This window comes from Planctobacterium marinum, assembly GCF_020687805.1.
Lineage (GTDB): Bacteria > Pseudomonadota > Gammaproteobacteria > Enterobacterales > Alteromonadaceae > Planctobacterium > Planctobacterium marinum.
The window spans coordinates 1,177,587-1,197,108 of record NZ_JAJEWQ010000001.1; the positions used below are offsets into that span (position 1 = coordinate 1,177,587).

The window sequence follows — 19,522 nt, forward strand, 5'->3', positions numbered from 1 at the left end:
TTCTTAATGTTCACGAGTTTGATGGAAAACCACATCAGGATGACGTTCCTGAGTAATAGACAGGTTGACCATAGTAGGCGCAATGTAAGTCAGGTTATCACCACCATCTAAGGCCAGGTTGGCCTGTGCTTTACGGCGTAACTCTTCCAGGTGTTTCTCTTGTTTCGCTGAAACCCAGCGAGCCGTCGTCACATTAACGTGCTCATACAAGGCATCCACATTGTATTCCGCTTTAAGACGCGCTACGACCACATCAAACTGCAGCACACCGACGGCGCCCACGATTAAGTCATTGTTCATTAGTGGTCTGAATACCTGAACCGCACCTTCTTCGGACAGCTGGATAAGACCTTTTAACAATTGCTTTTGCTTTAGCGGATCACGCAGACGAATGCGTTTAAACAGTTCCGGGGCAAAGTTGGGAATACCGGTGAACTGTATCTTTTCACCCGAGGTAAAGGTATCCCCTATCTGGATAGTACCGTGATTGTGCAATCCGATTATGTCACCGGCATAAGCTTCTTCCAGTACCGAACGGTCACCCGCCAGAAAGGTTACGGCATCCGAGATGCGTACGTCTTTGCCAATCCGGGTGTGGTGCATTTTCATGCCCTTTTCATATTTACCCGACACGATACGACAGAAGGCGATACGGTCGCGGTGTTTGGGGTCCATATTCGCCTGAATCTTAAAAATAAAGCCGGTAAACTTGTTTTCTTCAGAAGCAACTTCACGCTCGTGGGTTTGACGCGACTGTGGCTTAGGTGCCCATTCCGTCAATCCATCCAGCATGTGGTCAACACCAAAGTTACCCAATGCGGTACCGAAGAATACCGGCGTTAATTCGCCACGCAAAAACTCTTCCTGATCGAATTCATGGCTGGCGCCTTGCACCAGTTCCAACATTTCTCTTAGTTCTTCGGCGTAACTGCCAATGGCTTCATCCAGTTCCGGATTGTCCAGCCCCTTAATGATGCGGCTGTTTTGAATGGTATGCCCCTGACCGGTTTTATACAGAATGGTTTCATCCCGCAGCAGGTGATAAACACCTTTGAATTCCTTACCCATGCCAATCGGCCAGGTGATAGGCGCACATTTAATGTTAAGTACATATTCCACTTCATCCAACAATTCCAGCGGATCGCGAATGTCACGGTCCAGCTTGTTCATAAACGTGATGATGGGCGTAGTACGCAGACGGGTTACTTCCATTAATTTTATGGTTCTGGCCTCAACACCTTTCGCGGAATCGATAACCATCAGACAGGAATCTACTGCTGTTAATGTGCGATAAGTATCTTCGGAGAAATCTTCGTGTCCGGGTGTGTCCAGCAGGTTGACCAGGTTGTCACCGTAAGGAAATTGCATTACCGAGGTGGTCACAGAGATACCACGCTCTTTTTCCATTTCCATCCAGTCGGATTTAGCATGCTGACCTGATTTTTTGCCCTTGACCGTACCCGCTGTTTGCAGCGCGTTTCCGAACAACAATACCTTTTCGGTAATGGTGGTTTTACCGGCATCAGGGTGAGAGATAATGGCAAAAGTACGTCGCTTGTCGACTTCTTTTTGATAGGTCATTACAGGTTAGCATTCCGAACGGTTAAATTGGCCGGGAAGTATACCGATTTTGCCCTAAAAAGCCAGTTAACCGGGGGATAAAGGCCTATTTTCCCAGTTCAATTTTCATGATTAAGGCGTCTTCTTTTCCGTCCGCCAGAGGATAGTAGTTTTTGCGGGTTTCAATAGTCTCAAAACCCATGTCGTGATAGAGCGCAATGGCGGGCTTATTGGACACCCGCACTTCCAGCCAGGCATCGAGGGCCTGCCTTTTATTGCACTCTAACAGAAAGTGTTTTACCAGCTCTCGACCAAGCCCCTGTCCGCGACTCGACTGTGCCACTCCGATATCCATCAGGGTAGCTTCAACCGCGGCTAGCAGGCCAACATAATAGCCTTGGACTGCGTCATTCTCATCCACCAACTGCCAGGCAAAATAAGGTGGCGTCAGACAGTCAACGAACACGGCTTGTGACCAGGGAAAGGCATGACAAGTAGTTTGCAACTTAAAGGCTGCATCGTAATTTTCCGGTTGAATTTCCTGAAATTGTAATTGGTTCACGACGGGCTTTTTTGAGCTTGTGACAAGTGTTGCCACAATTGCTTTTTCGATTTTGAAGATTTCAGGGCCTGTTCTGAAAACACCTGTTCGGCGGCTTTTGCTAATTCCGCATTGTCGGAAATCACGCCGCTATACTGCACCGGTTTATCATAAGCCCGGGTAACATAAGGTATTTGCAATGCGTTAAGAGCCAGTTCGATATCCGATTGTAGGGGCTTTGCCGCACATTGCACCAGCCACTTATCCAACTTTTCAGGCTCTGGTGACGCTTCGGGTTGTGCCTGCCTTTCCGGTACTGCACGCTCTTTTTTGATGGGTTGTTCTTTCGATAAATCCCCCGACAAGCGTTTCAGTACATCTGAGGCACTTTCTTTCGCGGTTGTTACCGGCGCTGCATCCTCAGATACATCGCTTTTAGACTGCGAGGTTTCGATGCTAACGATAGCGAAAGACTCAGCCACTTCAGCACTGAGTGCACCGGGATCGGATAAGCGCCAGCCACCGATACCCAGTTCATTCAGCGTGTATCTTTGAAGTTCGGTATGCGATTTCGAGGATTCTTTGGCCTGGCTCATGCTGGCTGCTCTGCAGTGCTAAAAAGGGTGTTGTACCCCATTTTGAGTCGAAAGAAAAGTGGCAGGGGTGGAGGGACTCGAACCCCCAACCATCGGTTTTGGAGACCGCTGTTCTACCAATTGGAACTACACCCCTGTCGTGGTTAAGACGATGAAAGTGTCCTAACACTGGACGCGGCATTATACTGAGAGTTTTTCAAAGGTAAAGGCTTTTATCGCGCAACATGAACCGTTCGCTGACTTATTGTTCAGACATCTTGTCTAACAGTTGTTCTCTCAGGGTTTCAATGTCAGCATCGGTCAGATCAAAGCGTTCAATAATTGCATCTTCCACTTCTTCCCATTCACTGTCTGAGGTGGAATCTGTTTTTTCCACATGCACACCATGGCGAGCCAATTTCAAAATGCTCATTAAATCCAGTCCGGTGGCTGATAATTCACCAGACGAATAAAGGCCTTCAACATCCTGCTGATAATAAATGGTCTCTACCATCACTGCCGGTAACTTCCACTTCTGCGCTAATACCGCGCTCATGGTGGGATGAGAAGTGCCATAGCGATTGCGCTCTTCATCTGCGACCGCGAGCCAACCTTGTGACTCAGACATTGCCAACACCTCTGAATAATCAGCAAATTCCATCATCATCACCGGAATACCGGCATTGTGAAACAGCCCCAGCATATAGGCATGATCTTTTAAAGCCGTTTTGTCCAATAAATCCGCGGCAATGGAGGCCGCATTAGCAATTTTTGATGCGGTATCCCAGAAGGCGGCCAGTTGCTCCGTTTCACCCACGGCAGTTTTTAAGGCAACAGACTTAACCAGCGGCATTAGTCGTTTTAAGCCCAGCGTCATTACCGCTTGCTGAATAGACTGAATTTCGCGACTGCGGCGAAAAACCGGTGAGTTTACCACCTGAAGCACAGCGGCAGAGATACCTACATCGGCCGTGATCATGGCGGCAATTTTGCTGACATCAGGTTCCGCTTTTTTACTCTCTTCACCAATCTTGATCAGCGTTTCTGGCCTTGGTGGAATTGCCACTTTTTGTAAAATGGCTTTTTCCTGAGCTGTAATCGAAATTCCCATAAACCTTACTTCTTCACAGATTTATTGATGTGATTGTAGGCGTTATGCCATAACTCAGCGGTAAAATCTACAACCGTCAGCATTTGATGGGTTCTGACCTCTGTTTCCTGCAACTGCAATCCCGCCAATTGCGCATAGTGCCGTAAAAACACCTCCTGCTGCTGAACAGTAAACGCGTTTACCTGGATACAAGCCGCCAGATCAAAATAGCGGTTGCCTAGCGCCGCATATTCCCAATCCAGCAACGTCATGCCCCGGGAATTCAAAATGATATGGGAACGATGCAGATCGTTATGACAAAAAATTCGCTCATTGTGCCGTTCAAATAGCGCCAGCAACCTGTCAATCTTTGGCCCGTAACGGGATAGAGCCAATTGACCAAGTTCAATATAGCGGTGCCATTCCGCTTGTATATCGAGATGATCAGCTTGTACTTTCAGGCTGTGAACCCGCGCCATGGATTCAGCGATGTTAATGATGTCTACGGAACCAGAGACAGATTCAACTGCCGCCTCGTTGGCCCACTCCTCCAGCCAAAAGGTTTCGCAACCGGATAAAGCCACCGGCCTGGGTGCTAATGCCTGTGAGGCAACCTGACGTTGTATATGAAACTGTTTTGGTCTGGAAACCACCTGCAGTTGGTTAGTTTGAAACACTTTCAAAAAATAAGTTTGTTGGGCGTCAACCCGATAATGCAGATTGGTTCCCTGCGATTCATAGGGGGATATTTGAAAGTGACGGGTATCAAGAACAGATTCCAGGAAGGTAGTGATTGAAAATTCTGACATTAGTTCGTCACTGTCATCTCATCTTGTCGGCGAAACGAGCGCCAATTGTAAAAGCCCCATACAGAAATAATGGCAACGCCCAGATACATAAAAGATGTCTGCCACAGGTTTTCATCGTAAAACAGTAAAAAGCTGGTGAAATTTATTAAGGCCCAGTACAACCAGCTGTCTATTTTGCGATAGATGGTCAGCACAGTTGCATAAAGACTAAAAGCAATAACTATTGCTTCAATGGTGGGTTTGCCACTTTCAAAATACGAGGGCAGCAACAAACTGATGGCCCAGGCGAACAACACAACAATCACGCCCGATATCAATAATTTACGCCTGTCCGCATAAGTAAACACACTTATGCCATCGGGCTTTTTATCTTCCAGCCAGTTAGACCAACCCCACACAGACATCAACATAAACAAAATATTCAGCACCACCTGACCTGGCAGGTGAGCGCCAATAAAAATAAAGGTGTACAAAAATGAAGTCAAAAAGCCCGCAGCCCAGCACCAGATAAGGCCTTTGGCACTGAGCAACACGTAGGTCAGAAAACAGCATATTGCCAATAATTCGGTGACAGGATGTGTGGCAATTTCAATCAGCATCAGAGTGTTCTTGTTGTTATCAAGGTAAGTGGCTTTTTCTCAGAACCCCTTTCCCCTTTAATTAACGGCCCTGTCTTCTAACCGCCAGTGTAGATAACCTTTTACGGAAAACACAACATAAATTAAAAATAATAGCGTGGTTAAGAACAGCTCCTGCTGAAAACACAACCAGGCAGTAAAGCTATTTATGAAAAACCAGTACAACCAATTTTCCAGTATTTTCTGAGTCAGCATATAGGTGACAAAAGCACTGTATACCGCTATGGCCACATCCAGGAACAGGATGGCTTCGGAACTGAGAAACTGTACTATCTGAAATAACAATACCGAAACCCAGAACAACCCTAACATGACTTCAATATTGCGGGTTAGGCCCCACCGTTGAATCTGATTGGGCTCGGTTTGATCCATCTTACGCCAGGTCAACCAACCATAGACAGCCATTAGCAAGTACCAGGCATTGAGTACTGACTGAAAAAACAAACTGGTTTCCCAAAAAATCCAGGTGTAAAGCGCCGTGCTGGCCAACGCAAATGGCCAGCACAAGAGCTGTTGTCTGGCAGCAAAATGCACATATAACAACGAGCACAGCACCGCCACAACTTCCGCAAAAGACTGCGCTATTAGCTGTTGCCAAAGCAGCTCCATCACAATTCGAGATCACTGTTTAAAAATTTACAGACAAACACCGCCTTATTGGTTTCCTGAAAGGTTTGCAGTATTTCGGATTTCAACACGGCCATAACCGCATCAAATTCCCCTGTCATTTGTGTGCTCATGGCATTGGTTTTAACCATCACCTGTTGTGCCTGAGCCAGCCGCTCTACCGTGGCTTTGATGATTTCCAGATAACCATCGGCCAATGGGTACAAACTGACTTCCACTGAAATATTCATAACGCCTCCTTAAAAACGATAATCGACTGTGACGCCCAACTGACGCCCGTTGCCAAACTGCAGATAGGGTTCCGGGATTTCGTAAAAGTCACGCGGATCATTACTGAAACCACCAAACCCTCTGACAAATACCTCTTTGTTGAAAATGTTTTTACCCCAGATGGACAAAGTCCAGTCTTGCCAGTCTCGGTTCAGATTGAAGTGCCACAGGGTATAATCACCGGATTCAACATCATGTCCATCTGAAAATCGGTAGCTGGCCTTTCCATCGGCTTCAACGGTGAAGCGCCAGGCATCGGCAAAATCCAGGTTAAATCCTATATTAAACATATAGCTGGGAGACTGAGCCTGATCTTGCTCTACAATCAACTCTCCTTTTGCATTGCTATATCCTTCAAAACTGGCATCCAGCAACCCAATATTGGAGAAAATCTCAAAGTTATCCGTCAGGCGGTAGTAGCTTTCCAGTTCCAGACCGAAGTTTTTGCCAATATCAGCATTCTTAATAATATCGACAAAACTCACGGCCCCGGTGTCATCATTGGGCATCACCAGAAAATCACTGACCTGGGTGTTATTTCGATCCATGTAGAAAATCGAAAATCCGACATAGGCAGTGTCTTCAAAATACTGTTTAGCCCCGATCTCATAATTCCAGGTGTATTCACCTTCAAAATAAATGTTCTCGGGAGAAACGCGCGGATCAGCATTAAAGCCACCTAATTTATAGCCGCGATTAACGCTCACATAAGATAACAAGTCTGATGACATTTGATAATCCAGCACCAATCGACCACCCACAAAGGTGTCGTCTTCGGTGTCTGCGAAATCACGGTTATCACTGTATTTCAGACTGGCTTCTTCCAGTCTAAGGCCCAGAGTCAGGGTTACCTTATCGCTAAGCTGAGGGTAAATTTCACCATATACCGCCTTATTTTTCAGGGCATAATCACTGTTAAAGTCAGCATCGTAGGTATATTCTCTTAGCAGGGTTTCATCGGTGGACTTGAAATAGACACCCACCACCCAGTCGGCCTCAATACCACCCATATTTAATGCCTCTGCCGACATCAGCCTCAGATCCAGGCTGTCGGTATCTCTTTCCCGGAAATAATGGTCAGTGGAGGAATATTCCCAGGGATGAAAACCCACATACGTCCAGTCTTCATCATAGCCATAATCCATATCTGAATCGCTACTGCCCAGAGTGGCTTCCAGGGTAACCGCATCCATCTGCCATCGTAGCTTAGTGCTGAATGCCAGTGTTTCCTGTCGGTCAAAACCTGGTTCATCCGAAATCGTGGTGCGTATATTGTCCAGCGAAAACGCATCATATCCATTGTCTACATCGTAATAGTGCAACGCAAAATCGACCGTTATGTCGTCGGTGGGCAAATAGCGTACTTTCAGGCGTGAGGAAAATTCATCGATATTGTCGGTGTCGTCTCTGTCCAGATAATCATTACGCACGTAACCATCGCTGACATACTGTTGCACCGCCGTACGGAACTGCCATTGCTCATTAATCGCGTTTCCATAAGCCGCAGCGAGGTTGTAGCTGTCTTTTTGCGCAACACTGACACTGGCTTTACCACCTTCAACCCCGTCAGGATCTACGGTTTTCAGTTTAACTACCCCCGCCATTGAGGATGAGCCAAACGCTGTACCTTGTGGTCCTTTCAGCACTTCGACTTGCTCCACGTCAAATAAGGTAGCAATGGCCATCGTGCCTGAGAAGTCCAGATCATCCACAAAAAAGCCAACAGAAGGATTGTAAGGTTCAGTAAACTGACTGCGTTCTCCGATACCACGGATTTGCACATAACGCGCTCTTCCGGCACCACTGTTAAAATTAACATTCGGTGCACTGTCCAGCATTTCACTTAAAAACTGGGCCTGGCGCTGTTCAATGTCTTTTGCGGATAAAATACTGGCACTGGCAGGCAGTTCATTTTCAGTTAAACCGCGAAAGTCAGAGGTAATAACAATATGTTCAATAGATTTAGATAAGAGGTCAGCGTCCTGTGCCCAGGCTGAAGGCCCTGTCGATGCGGCAACGGCTAAACTGACTAATGACGTTTTAAAAAATGTATTCACGGTAGGATCTCTTCCTGTTAAAACATGAAAAGATCCGGCATTTCGGCTATATGATGAGAAACAATATATGTTGTACCATCCCTACGCCGGTATTATCCGGATCAGGTCTGGGGTTTTGACAATATACCAGGTCCGGTGAATATTTGTTCGCTCAGCACAAATACCCACGGGAACTGGTATACAATCAATCTCAGCGCTTTTTGCACCCCCTGGCTGCACAAAAATGATCAGAATTTGTACTCTGCATCATGATTTGCAGGCGCATGGTAACACTGAATCAGTGGGATACCAGCCATTTTTTTATGAAGCTGATTTATGATGCTGACATCGTGGGCAATTTTCATACCCACTTTAACTAAAACCTCCTTATTTATTGAATTTTGCAGTCTTTTTTTGCTAAAAGATGAACTGTTAACCTAAAAATGGACTTTACAGCGTCGATACATAACTGAGCTATTAGGCGAAAAAGTCAGAAAATGCTGTTTTCGCCCAAGAGCTACACACCTCTCCGTGTACCTTATACATGTGAACAGGGAGAGTTCAAATCTGATGAAATCGAGGAAATATAGATGAAAATGTTGAGTACAAAAACAGCAATATCATGCATGGTGTTAGCTTCTTTGGTAGGAAGTGTGAATGCTCAGGAAACAGCAAACTCTACTGCTTCAGTAACCATTCAAAACTCATTTACTTTAGCAGAATCGCAAGCGCTTAGCTTCGGTACTATTACGGTACAGGGTGAACAGGATACTGATGCAACATTAGATGGTACCGTTCAGGCACAGGTGACTGTTTTTGCAAACGGCAGTACACCGACTTCAGGCTCTACGGGTACTACTGATACTGACGCCGGTGATAGAGATGCTTCAGCAACTATCATCACAGCGGGTCAGCCTGCTATCTTTGATATCTCTGGTGCAGCGGCCTTTACAACATTAACCATCTCTGTTCCAGCCGATGATTCAGTGACACTTTCAGCGCCTTCAGCACCACCGACAAACGGTACTTTCACCATTACTGGCGCAGATCTGTACGATAATGCCAATGGTACTGATATTGCTGTAGCTTCAGATGCTGGCTCCATAACCACTGATGCCAGCGGTGCAGCTCAGTTTGCATTTGGTGCAGTGCTAAACACTGAAGATGCAACGGGTGCCAATACCACTTCGTACATCGATGAAACGTATACCGGAAGTTATTCTATTACGGTTTCATACTAAGTGATTCGGGTGCGAGACCAGTTCTCGCACCGTATCCAGCCCGAATTCACTTGTGACCGACCAGAGCACGATTATGTAGAACAAGTATCGTACAGCTAAGGTCAACACGCTCTAATTATTAAAAATATAATTATCAATTAATTAGCGAGTCATTGAGTCACCTATTAATGCGCACCCTGATAATGTTCGGCTTAACATTTTGCATCACCAATGCAATTGCTTCAGAGCAGAAGCAAGAGTCCGGCTTCTATCAATCACAAAAATTCCGCACCCTGGTAAACAATATTCAGACTAAATATGACGCCATGGTTACTGTGCAGTTGAGGGATGACACAACCGGCAATGAACGATTTGTCGAGGGAGAAGAACTCTTTGTCACAACGCAAATTGGTGATTACCTGTTTGGGGAAATGTTCGCTAAAAAGAATACTTCCAATGTCAGGTTTGCACTGAGCAGTTTTGTTGAAATATTAGACTTTCCGATTGAAATTCAGAACAAGCCTTTCAAAGCTGAAGGATGGTATGTCGCGGAAAACAATCACTTTGCCCTGTCCCGGGCGGACCAAGACGAGTTATGGGTCACCATCAATGAAGAAACGTACCTGGTTCCTGATGACGCCTACGAGTTAACCGAAGACGAAATTTACATTGACGCCGACACCCTTTCAGTGTGGTTTGAAATCAAGATGAGTTTTGATTTTATTGACCTGATGGTGGTTTTAGCGCCGAAACAACCGCTTCCCATTCAGCGCCGCCTGGAACGACAGAATCGCAATCTCAACAGGAACCAGCGAAGCCCTTTGCCTGTCTTACCACCCAAAGAAGATACCGGCTATACCGCAATATCGCCGCAAACACTGGATGCCTTAGTCAGTGTCAGTTATAACAACGACCAGGTCTCAACCTTGTACAGTCTGCAAGGTGGCCGTGACCTGGCCTATTTCCATTCTAACTTTTTTCTCTCCGGCACTGACAACGACCCTCTGACGGACGCCCGTTTGGTGTTTTCCAAAGAATCAAATCAAAAAGATCTGTTAGGTCCGTTGAATGCCGCCAGACTGGAAATCGGCGATATCACGGGCACCAGAGTGGGCGGAGCCACAACCGGCGCTCAATCCAGAGGGGTTGCTATCTCAAATGTAGCTTCAAACGCTTTAAATGACATAGATTTTACCAACCTGGTGGGTGACATTGCGCAAGACTGGGACGTTGAACTATATCGCAATGGTATTTTACTTGATCAACGTTTACGGGTGCAGACTGGCCGATACGAATTTAACGACGTGCCTTTGATTTATGGGGTCAATGATTTTGAGCTGGTGTTTTATGGTCCTCAGGGCCAGGTCAGAACTGAACAAACTCAATACATCATCGAAGGCAATCTGCTGGGTAGCAACGAAATTCAGTATGACCTGTCGCTGGAGGATGTCGGAAGTTCTTTTTTAAATGTCGGAAGCAATAAGAGTGACTCTACGATAAACCCCGGCTATCGGTTGGGTGGAAAATACAGTATTGGCCTGTCGGACTCCTTTTCTGCCCGAGTGGGCCACACCAATGTGTTCGGTGGCGACAGCGACCCTAATACTTATTCAGCAGGTGGCAGCCTGACTATCAATAATGATTTTTTACTCGGAAGTGATCTAACCTACAATGATGCGGGCACGGCCAATATCAATGTAAGTGCCCGCACCAATGTTTATGATCAGTCTGCCAACCTCAACGTGCAATACAGCGAAACAGGCTTAGAAACTGACAATAAAGTCACCCAGTCAGATGTCCGCTTCACCGTTGCAGGCCCACTTTGGCAAGGCACAAGTCAACAATTGACCCATTCCACGCGCCTGAACTACCGCGACGAATTTGACGGAGATCAGCTTACCTCAATCAGTTCCAATCTGGCCTACAGGTTGCCGGGTTACTCTATCAATACCAACCTTGATTATGCCCAAGTCACGACTGCCGAAGAAAAGATTGATTCATTGCAGGGGGGCATCAGTGCTCAAACGAATTTTGGTGACGTATTTACCCGATTTTTGATCAATTATTCGCTACTGGATGATCCCAAACTGCTTTCTGCAGGCACGCAATTTAGCTGGAATCTGACCGACAATATCAAAAGCCGGTTAAACCTGGACTACGACTTTGACCAATCCATAAGCCGAGTTCGCTGGCAGGCCAGCCTCAATCGGGACAGTTACAGTCTGGCAACGAACCTGGCCTGGGATAATCTAAGTAAATTCTCCATGAGTGTACAAACGCGATTTAGTTTCGGCTACGCCGGTAATGGAACAGGTTACTTTTTATCCAGCAAACAGCTAAGCAGCCGGGGCTCTCTGGTGGTCAGGGTTTTCCATGACGAAAATGCCAATGGCATATATGAGGAGGGAGAACCATTACTGGAAGGCGTATCCGTGAATGCGAAACAGATTTACGGTAAAGCCAGCACCAACGAAACCGGCGTTGCGGTGTTAGCCGCACTGTCAACAGCCCGCGCGACCGATATTCAGTTGGATGTATCCACCTTGCCGGACGCCTTCATGATCCCCGCGATCCCGGGTATTTCCATCACCCCAAGACCCGGCTTTGTTGATACTTTTGATTTTCCGGTGGTTTACGGCAGCGACATTGAGGGCATCGTCAGTATCTATGCCGACGACGACGAAGAAAGCGCCGCCTACGCCACCGTCGAGCTTTTAAATAGTGATGGCGATGTTATTAAACAAATAGACGCTGAATACGACGGGTACTACTTATTTTCCGAGGTGCACCCGGGCGATTACACTGTGCGGGTATCTCCTACATATGCTGAAGATAAGAACTTAGTTCAGTCAGAGGTGCAAACCGTGACCCTGGATCACGAAGGCGACCTTGTCTCGGGTCTCGACTTTGGTTTGGCGCGAAAGCACTATGAGACCGGTTACACCATGAATCTTGGACGGTTTAATTCGCTCACCATGCTCAAGGTTTTCTGGCAACTGAGGAAAAAACGTCTCAAGTCATTCATTCAGGACTTAACCCCCTTTTACCGGCGGGACGATAAAACCAATGAATACCAACTCAACGTAGGCTTTTTTGAGCTGATTGATGAACCCGACAACTTGTGCAAATTGCTCACTACAGCGGATTTAAACTGCCAGCCTATTGACTTACAGGTATTGCAAAAGTGAACTCCATTTCAAACTCAGGTTGCATCAATAACACAAGGCTTTATATTGGAAATCCACTGTTAATGAATAATACAGGGGCGCACCGGTGCATCGTGATGCAACTTCGCAGACAAGGATATCAACAACCGTGAAAAACAATGTCATCAAACTTACTATTTTGGCCTTTGGATTTTTGAGTCTGGCAATCAGGGCTGATTTGAATTTATTACAGCCTTTAAATTTCGGTACTGTGGCCGTAGTCAACAATGCTACGACACAATCAATCACCATTGATGAATTGGGGAATTACAGTATTTCTTCAGGGTTAAGAACCTTAGAGCCCGGTGAGCCGGCCATATTTGAGGCCAGTGGGTTCCCCGGCAACCTGCAGTTATTCATCAGTTCATTAATCACGCAGGCGAATACCAACTCGGTGATTTATTCACCGGAACAATTTACGCTAACTCAGTTACACACTCAGTCATCGGTGATCACCGGTGGCGACGGTACCGCTGAAATTATTGTAGGCGGCACGATGGTGACATCGGGTTCAGGCACCCTCAACTTCGTTGACACCACCTACACCTCTGATTTACGCATTACAATTAATTATTAAACCCGGAAAACGTTATGAATCCAGTTAACTTGATTACAACCTTATTATTCATTGTTTCACTGTTAGCCTCGGGCTTTGTTTCTGCGAGTCTACTGATAACACCAACCCGCGTTGCCTTCGAAGAGCGGGACCGCAGCGCCAGGGTAACGATTTTAAACTCCAGTAATAAAGAGCAAAGCTACCGCCTTGAGTTGTTTGATCAGAAAGCTTCTGAAAGCGGCCCATACCTGCAGCTTACCGAAGACGAGAAAAAGAACTTTCCGTCAGCACAGAGTTTTCTGCGCTTTTCTCCCAGACAGGTCACTCTGAAACCAGGCGAACGTCAAACGGTTAAAGTCATTGCACGCCGAACCAAGGATTTGGCGGATGGCGAATATCGTTCTCACCTGCAATTCACGGCCCTGCCACCAAAAGAAGAAAATGAAAGCGCAGGCCAAATGCAAATCAAGCTCAACTTACTGCTTAGCTATAGTATTCCGATCATTTTACGTAAGGGCGCGAAAGATGTTCAGGTTGAGATCAATGAAGTCACGCTGCTAAGTCCCGGGGAGAGCCAAAACAACTGGCAGGCTTCAGTGAATCTTAGCAGAAGCGGTTTACACAGCCCCACCGGGAGATTGCTGGCCTATCTGGTGAACGACAAAGGGGTACACAGACAGGTGGGCGTACTTAACGGTCTGAACATCTTCACAGAATTAGACAAACGACAGGCAAATATTATTTTGCCGGATTTTAAAGCATCCCGGCAAGATGCGCTGAAAATAGTATACGAAGGGCAACAAGAGTACGCCGATACGCAGTTTGCCACACGACAAATGCCAATTACCGATGTTGTTATCGTGGAATCTAAATGATCAAAAATACAAGCGTGACACATAAAATGTAAAACATGGTTCATTTATTGCTTAAACACTAAATAAAATTACAACAGCAAAAAATTGACTCATACCAATTCCAGGAGCGTCAAGGGATGGTAAAAAAATATGTGCGCTAAAAAGGACAATCAAAACCGGACTAAAGGGTACTTAGCTGCCGTGGCCTCCGTGTGCCTGTATATAACAGGATGCTCCACTAATGGGGGTCCAAACTCGGATGCCATTAACTCCCAAATCAGCCTGCAAAGCCGCTCGGAAATCAACAAACACATTCAGGAATGGGAAGAACTCAAACCTGGTATTAAGCGTTTAGTGGCACTGGAATCAGATTTAAAGTTTCTGATTGCGGAACTTGCCAAAGCCAACGACATATCAGACACGCCGGTAAAACAACAAACGGAATCTGTTACTGCGGCGGCAATCAGTAAAGAACCAGAAGCACCCGCCAGGGAAAAAGCCCCCGTTGCAGCGGCCAGCTTTTTCATTGATGAGCCGGTAGAGCAGGTAGCGACGCCGGTGAAAAAAGCGGAAGTGCCGCAACGCAAAGAATCTAAGCCGGTAAGCTCACCTTTTAGCGAAGATCAAACTGACATAGCACAGACAGAACCCCAAAGTGAAATAACTGAAACAGCAACTCCGCCGCCCACAGTTTCGCGTCCCCAACCCAGCCGCGACTTTGTAGCCAAATCGCCTATTTTTAGTCAATCCGCACGACAGTCACCTTCGATTGGCGGACCAGACAGATGCACACCGCCAGGTAACAGAAAAGTAGAAGGTAATGTAGCGCTACATCTGGCCTCTTACAGTAAAAAAGGGAACTTACAGCAAGGTTGGGATTCGCTATATAATAAGTTTAAAGACGTATTGTGTTTGAGAAGCGCACGTTCAGAGCTGGTCAACGTGCAGGGTAAAGACTATTACAGCTTGCGGGTTGGTCCTTATGCGTCACAGGATGAAGCCATTAAAGATTGCAGAATTTTAACCAGCAAAGGTCAATATTGTGCCTTGTCGCAATTTTCAGGTACCCGTATTAACTAGCGCCTGGCGCTCTTAGTTTTTGCACTTTGATGTAGCTCTTTGATGTAACTCTTTGATGTAGCCGATTACTGTCGACATTTGCCGGTACTCACACTGACTGGCTATCTGTGCCCTGAACGCGCAACCGCCCCCAACTTAGCCTAACTGGTGGACGGCAGACGAGAACAAAACACTGATAGCGATAGCAGGATGTATTATCTGGTTTATCCTCAGGACAGATTTAACCTGCCCATTTCTTGTGCTGTGGCTTCTTCCAAATCTTCTAAAGTACGCCCATGAGGTGTGGGCAGCCTTGTTTCCGGGTCCACCATAACAAACACAATATCATCTGCGATACATATGGTCTTTTTAGTTGCTTTGTTGCGCACCAGGCATGTTACCGTCAGTGAGGTTCTGCCCACTTTTTTGGTAGCGAGTCCAAACTCGACTACGTCCCCTACGGCAGCAGACGATTCGAAGCTGATGGCTCCCATATGTTTAGTCACCAGAAACTTAGTATCCAACTGACACATGGCGTAAATCGCCGCTTCTTCGTCAATCCATTCCAATGCTCTGCCACCAAAAAGAAAGTTAGCAAAGTTCAGATCATTGGGCATTACCAGGCGGCGGGAAAAAAATCTCATTCGTATTCCTACACTGAATTCAATACACTAGCTATTATTATACTTAATTTCCCGATTTTTACATGGACGAAACGCTCAAAGACCTGATAAATAGTCGCTTTCAAGCTGTTCATCACCGGCAGTTAATGGTGATTTCAGGTGATGAACGATGGTGCCTGCAGGAAACGGACAAAATACTCACCCACCTCACTGAAACACTGCCATCTGAACTAAAAATAATAACCTGTGGTGTTCAGTCATCCATGCCGTGGGCTGACCAACAAACCACTAATCAGCAATTTCGGCAGTACCTTGGACAGGAATTCGACTGGTTGATATACAACGCCTGGCAAGGCACACGTGCCAACGCTTTAGCAGCCCTGTCTGGCACGTTAAAGCAGAATGGTCTGATGGTGCTCCTGTGTCCGGATTTCAAATTCTGGCCTGAATATAATGACCCCTACCTGAAACACCGAATTTCTTACGCGCAACTGGCAAACATGCATACCAGCCAGTTTATCCATCATCTGATTAACCAGATTCGTTGCACTGCAGATACCATTGTCCGGACACCTGATGGTTTGCAGGGCAGCAACGCCGTACTTGACCAGGCCCAAATCCACCTTGAAGACAAAGCCCGGCAACAGCGGCAAGTTATAGCAGGCATCAAAAAAGTGGTTACGGGTCACAGAAAGCGTCCATTGGTGATAACGGCCGATCGCGGGCGCGGCAAAACTGCGGCACTGGGTATAGCCGCGGCAGAACTCATTGAAGAACGACAGTGCCGGGTATTGATAACCGCACCACAAAAAAGTGCAGTAGAAACGTTGTTTAAACACGCCCGGCAACACAATGAAGCGGTGTTGCCACAATTGCAATTTGTGGCCGTCGACGACTTGATGTTAAACCAACATGAAATGGATCTGGTGATCGTTGACGAAGCTGCGGCCATTCCGGTGGAGCTACTTAAAAAACTAACACACCGTTATCCCAGAATCGTGTTTAGCACCACAATTCACGGTTATGAAGGCAGTGGCCGGGGGTTTGAAATCAGATTTTCCCCCTGGCTTAAACAACATCGTCCCGGCAGCAACTTTACCCAATTGACGTCCCCTTTTCGCTGGCAAAACGATGATTGTCTGGAAAAGTTCTGGTGGCAAACACTACAGCTAAAAGCCTTGCCGGTAAAAGTATTGCCTTCGCTTACTGATCCCACAGATATTCAGGTTCGTTTCTACAGCGGTGAAGCCCTGACAAAACAACCGGAACTACTCAATTGCGTATTTTCATTGCTGGTTGAAGCCCACTATCAGACCACCCCGGATGATTTCATGACATTGCTTGATGCACCGGAGCAACGGGTGATTCTGGCATTTGCTGGCAGCGCCAGGGCCGAAAATTTACTGGGAGCTTTATGTGGCAATCTCGAAGGCAAGCTCACAGAAACAGCACTTCAGCAGGGTGTAATAAAAGGTCAACGCCGGGTTCAGGGTCACATGCTGGCGCAACAATTGGCATTGGGATTAGGCCAGAGCCAGTACCTTAACTTTCAATATTTTCGGATTATACGCATTGCAGTAAATCCCCTGCATCGTCGCTGTGGTGTAGGACAAGCCATGCTCAATGAATTGGCCAGATGGGCCTCGGACCAACAGATTGATTACCTGGGTAGTTCATTTGGTGCATCGGATCCCTTATTACTATTTTGGCAAAAGAATCACTTTTATCCTGTACTCACCGGATTTCACAGAGATAAAGCCACTGCCGAATTCAATCTGACTGTCCTGAAGACGCTCAGAAGCAGCGATAATGGTTCGAAGCTGCGTCAGGCGCAACAGAATAACCTGGATCAGTTGTTGAGGTTTCACGCCCGCCAGTGTTTTCAATCCCTTGATAACGCCTTGTTAATTCGCTTGTTGCAAGCCTGCCCTCCTGACCAGATCAGGTTAACCTTAAACGGTGAAACACTGGCGTTATGCCGTTTGTTTTGTGACGGGAATCGCAGCCTGGAACTCTCCACACCGCATTTAGTCAGGCTATTGAATGCGCTGATTTCGCAACAGATTGCATTTAATGCCCATATCTCTTTACTGACTGACCTGTTGCTAAAACAGTTACCACATAAAACACTGCTGACAGAACATCAACTAAGTGGCAAAAATGCGCTCCACAAAGCGCTGAAGGCCAGTGTTGCCTGGGGGATTGAGGTGCTTGAAAGCGCGAGTTAAGCCGTTAACAGTAATCTCTGCGCAGCAAACTGTACAGATTCATGTCGTGAAAAGCCCCGTTCCAGAAGCACTTTTCCCGCATCACCCCTTCAAACTGAAACCCCGCTTTTTCAGACACGGCAATAGAAGGTATGTTACTGGGTAAAATCAGCGACTCTATGCGGTTCACCTTAATCGGAAAATGCGGGCTAAACGCATAATCGAGGATCGTTTTCACTGACTCACTGGCATAGCCTTTACCCCAGTATTTAGGCGAGAGATCATACCCCAGAATGACACTGGCATCGTATTGATTCCAGCTGTTAAATCCGCAACTGCCAATTAAATGGGTAGATCCTTTTTCTCGCACAGCCCAACGTATTCCGGTATTGGTTTCAAAGCGGGATTTAAAATAGTTGATGAGGTGATCGGCTTCTTTTATGTCGTTAAATCGCTCAACATCATAATGTGCAGTTACTTTTGGATCAGAGAAAATTTCAAACACGGACTTTCGGTCTGTTTTCTTTAATTCATTTAACAGCAATCTGTCACTGGTGAGGATAGGAAATGGCTTGGCACTCATAACATGTCTTATTGTAGGCTTAGTCACCTCTAACCATAGCGCGATAAAGGGTTGCAAACAATCATTGCTAAGGACTGATTTGACAAACCGGAGTTACGAAAGGTAAATTTACCACCCAAAACAGACTGAGTTCGCTTCTACAAATTTCATTTGTAAAGGAATTGTTAAGTGATATATTGCATTGCTTATTGAGCAATAAATACACTATAGTGGTACCTTCTGTAGTGGTTCGACATAGCAGGGGGGCAATTATGCGCACCAAAAAACCAATTATAAGAAATAAACAGACCATGGTAGATAACGAAGATCAGTACAGTTCTGAGCAAGAATACGATGTAATTGTTAAAACGCCCGCTACAACCTCAAAGCAACGAGAAACAACGACGCTTCCCTCTCAGTTCAATTACTACACTGAAAAAGACATTTCTAAAATTCTATCAAACCTCGATTCATTGCGTAACAATGTTTACCCGCCGGCGGAAAATGACAGTGAGTCTGAAACAAAGTTGCAAAGCTTCCCGTCGGTATGCCTGATAGGATTAGGGCGATGTGGCTCTAACATTGCACTCGAAGTAGCCTCGCTGGTACACAATGCCCGCAACTTTTATATGAACGAGTTCAATGTAGAGCTTAAAAAAGCCAAAGAGTCGGACAATAAACCGGTTAAATGGTTACAGAAGAACTTAAAGCTCAACTCCAAAAACTCAGCCCAACCTGTGTTTTTAATTGAACCCCTGGTTATGTTAGGTGATTTGGACAAAGATATTGATGGCCGAATCCGATTTTCTTCCAAGGGAGCAGAAAGTAACTTTCTGGACGAGTATCGCAAACTAAAAATTATGGACCTCTCGGAGGTTCATGCCGGTGGTGCCGGTAACGCCCCCATTTTAGGCCAATATCTGGCTAAGATTATTCTTAACAAAGACACACAGCATTTTTCCAACAATGACTGGAAGTTTATTCATTCTTATTTGATTGATTCCTGCGGGATCAAGGCAAACCAGTCGCGCTTGTATTTCTATATTTTTAGTGCCGGCGGTGGCACGGGCTCTGGCATGGCATCGGAGT

17 protein-coding genes, 1 tRNA gene, 1 pseudogene and 1 riboswitch are annotated in these 19,522 nt (G+C 46.2%); of the genes and pseudogenes, 7 read left to right on the plus strand and 12 right to left on the minus strand.

What is annotated here, in order from left to right; genetic code table 11:
* Positions 1 to 3: 3 nt before the first annotated feature.
* The 10 genes from prfC to LJ740_RS05280 form a co-directional block, all read right to left on the minus strand.
* Positions 4 to 1,581: a peptide chain release factor 3 gene (prfC, locus tag LJ740_RS05235; protein ID WP_229527988.1), complete on the minus strand. Its 1,578-nt coding sequence runs from the start codon at positions 1,579 to 1,581 to the stop codon at positions 4 to 6.
* 85 nt (positions 1,582 to 1,666) lie between these two features.
* Positions 1,667 to 2,122: a ribosomal protein S18-alanine N-acetyltransferase gene (gene rimI / locus LJ740_RS05240; RefSeq protein WP_229527989.1), complete on the minus strand. Its 456-nt coding sequence runs from the start codon at positions 2,120 to 2,122 to the stop codon at positions 1,667 to 1,669.
* Positions 2,119 to 2,697 carry a hypothetical protein gene (locus LJ740_RS05245; protein WP_229527990.1) on the minus strand — a complete coding sequence of 193 codons (579 nt, stop codon included), beginning with the start codon at positions 2,695 to 2,697 and terminating at the stop codon, positions 2,119 to 2,121. Before LJ740_RS05245 ends, rimI begins: the two co-directional genes overlap by 4 nt.
* Positions 2,698 to 2,756: 59 nt before the next feature.
* Positions 2,757 to 2,833: transfer RNA gene (locus LJ740_RS05250), tRNA-Trp, on the minus strand.
* Between the two features lie 105 nt (positions 2,834 to 2,938).
* Positions 2,939 to 3,787: an HDOD domain-containing protein gene (locus LJ740_RS05255; RefSeq protein ID WP_229527991.1), complete on the minus strand. Its 849-nt coding sequence runs from the start codon at positions 3,785 to 3,787 to the stop codon at positions 2,939 to 2,941.
* Positions 3,788 to 3,792: 5 nt separating this feature from the next.
* Complete coding sequence (locus tag LJ740_RS05260; protein ID WP_229527992.1) at positions 3,793 to 4,575, minus strand: phosphotransferase; 783 nt, start codon at positions 4,573 to 4,575, stop codon at positions 3,793 to 3,795.
* A complete protein-coding gene (pnuC, locus tag LJ740_RS05265; RefSeq protein ID WP_229527993.1) occupies positions 4,575 to 5,174 on the minus strand; it encodes a nicotinamide riboside transporter PnuC in 600 nt (199 codons plus the stop codon). Before pnuC (LJ740_RS05265) ends, LJ740_RS05260 begins: the two co-directional genes overlap by 1 nt.
* A gap of 57 nt (positions 5,175 to 5,231) precedes the next feature.
* Positions 5,232 to 5,822: a nicotinamide riboside transporter PnuC gene (gene pnuC / locus LJ740_RS05270; RefSeq protein WP_229528050.1), complete on the minus strand. Its 591-nt coding sequence runs from the start codon at positions 5,820 to 5,822 to the stop codon at positions 5,232 to 5,234.
* Entirely contained in the window at positions 5,822 to 6,070 is a 249-nt protein-coding gene (locus LJ740_RS05275; RefSeq protein ID WP_229527994.1) for a YkoF family thiamine/hydroxymethylpyrimidine-binding protein, read from the minus strand. Before LJ740_RS05275 ends, pnuC (LJ740_RS05270) begins: the two co-directional genes overlap by 1 nt.
* 9 nt (positions 6,071 to 6,079) lie before the next feature.
* On the minus strand, positions 6,080 to 8,167 hold the full coding sequence (locus LJ740_RS05280) for a TonB-dependent receptor (RefSeq protein WP_229527995.1): 2,088 nt from the start codon (positions 8,165 to 8,167) through the stop codon (positions 6,080 to 6,082).
* 61 nt (positions 8,168 to 8,228) lie between these two features.
* Positions 8,229 to 8,387: riboswitch (TPP riboswitch) on the minus strand.
* A gap of 349 nt (positions 8,388 to 8,736) precedes the next feature.
* On the opposite strand from LJ740_RS05280, the gene LJ740_RS05285 reads away from it, so the two are divergent.
* The 5 genes from LJ740_RS05285 (at position 8,737) to LJ740_RS05305 (ending at position 15,062) form a co-directional block, all read left to right on the plus strand.
* On the plus strand, positions 8,737 to 9,387 hold the full coding sequence (locus LJ740_RS05285; protein ID WP_229527996.1) for a hypothetical protein: 651 nt from the start codon (positions 8,737 to 8,739) through the stop codon (positions 9,385 to 9,387).
* A 167-nt stretch (positions 9,388 to 9,554) separates the two neighbouring features.
* Entirely contained in the window at positions 9,555 to 12,554 is a 3,000-nt protein-coding gene (locus tag LJ740_RS05290; protein WP_229527997.1) for a hypothetical protein, read from the plus strand.
* A 127-nt stretch (positions 12,555 to 12,681) separates the two neighbouring features.
* Entirely contained in the window at positions 12,682 to 13,149 is a 468-nt protein-coding gene (locus LJ740_RS05295) for a DUF4402 domain-containing protein (protein WP_229527998.1), read from the plus strand.
* Between the two features lie 14 nt (positions 13,150 to 13,163).
* Entirely contained in the window at positions 13,164 to 14,003 is an 840-nt protein-coding gene (locus LJ740_RS05300; protein ID WP_229527999.1) for a fimbrial biogenesis chaperone, read from the plus strand.
* A gap of 129 nt (positions 14,004 to 14,132) precedes the next feature.
* Positions 14,133 to 15,062, plus strand: coding sequence for an SPOR domain-containing protein (locus LJ740_RS05305; RefSeq protein ID WP_229528000.1), 930 nt, complete (start codon positions 14,133 to 14,135; stop codon positions 15,060 to 15,062).
* 209 nt (positions 15,063 to 15,271) lie between these two features.
* Here LJ740_RS05305 and LJ740_RS05310 read toward each other — a convergent pair whose 3' ends face one another.
* Positions 15,272 to 15,685 carry an acyl-CoA thioesterase gene (locus LJ740_RS05310; RefSeq protein WP_229528001.1) on the minus strand — a complete coding sequence of 138 codons (414 nt, stop codon included), beginning with the start codon at positions 15,683 to 15,685 and terminating at the stop codon, positions 15,272 to 15,274.
* Positions 15,686 to 15,747: 62 nt separating this feature from the next.
* Between LJ740_RS05310 and LJ740_RS05315 the strand changes: the two genes are divergently transcribed.
* Positions 15,748 to 17,892, plus strand: a complete 2,145-nt coding sequence (locus tag LJ740_RS05315; RefSeq protein ID WP_229528002.1) for a GNAT family N-acetyltransferase — start codon at positions 15,748 to 15,750, stop codon at positions 17,890 to 17,892.
* A gap of 4 nt (positions 17,893 to 17,896) precedes the next feature.
* On the opposite strand, the gene LJ740_RS05320 is transcribed toward LJ740_RS05315, so the two are convergent.
* Entirely contained in the window at positions 17,897 to 18,454 is a 558-nt protein-coding gene (locus LJ740_RS05320) for a GNAT family N-acetyltransferase (protein ID WP_229528003.1), read from the minus strand.
* 290 nt (positions 18,455 to 18,744) lie between these two features.
* Here LJ740_RS05320 and LJ740_RS05325 point away from each other — a divergent pair.
* Positions 18,745 to 19,522, plus strand: a pseudogene (locus tag LJ740_RS05325) (hypothetical protein); the annotation flags it as partial.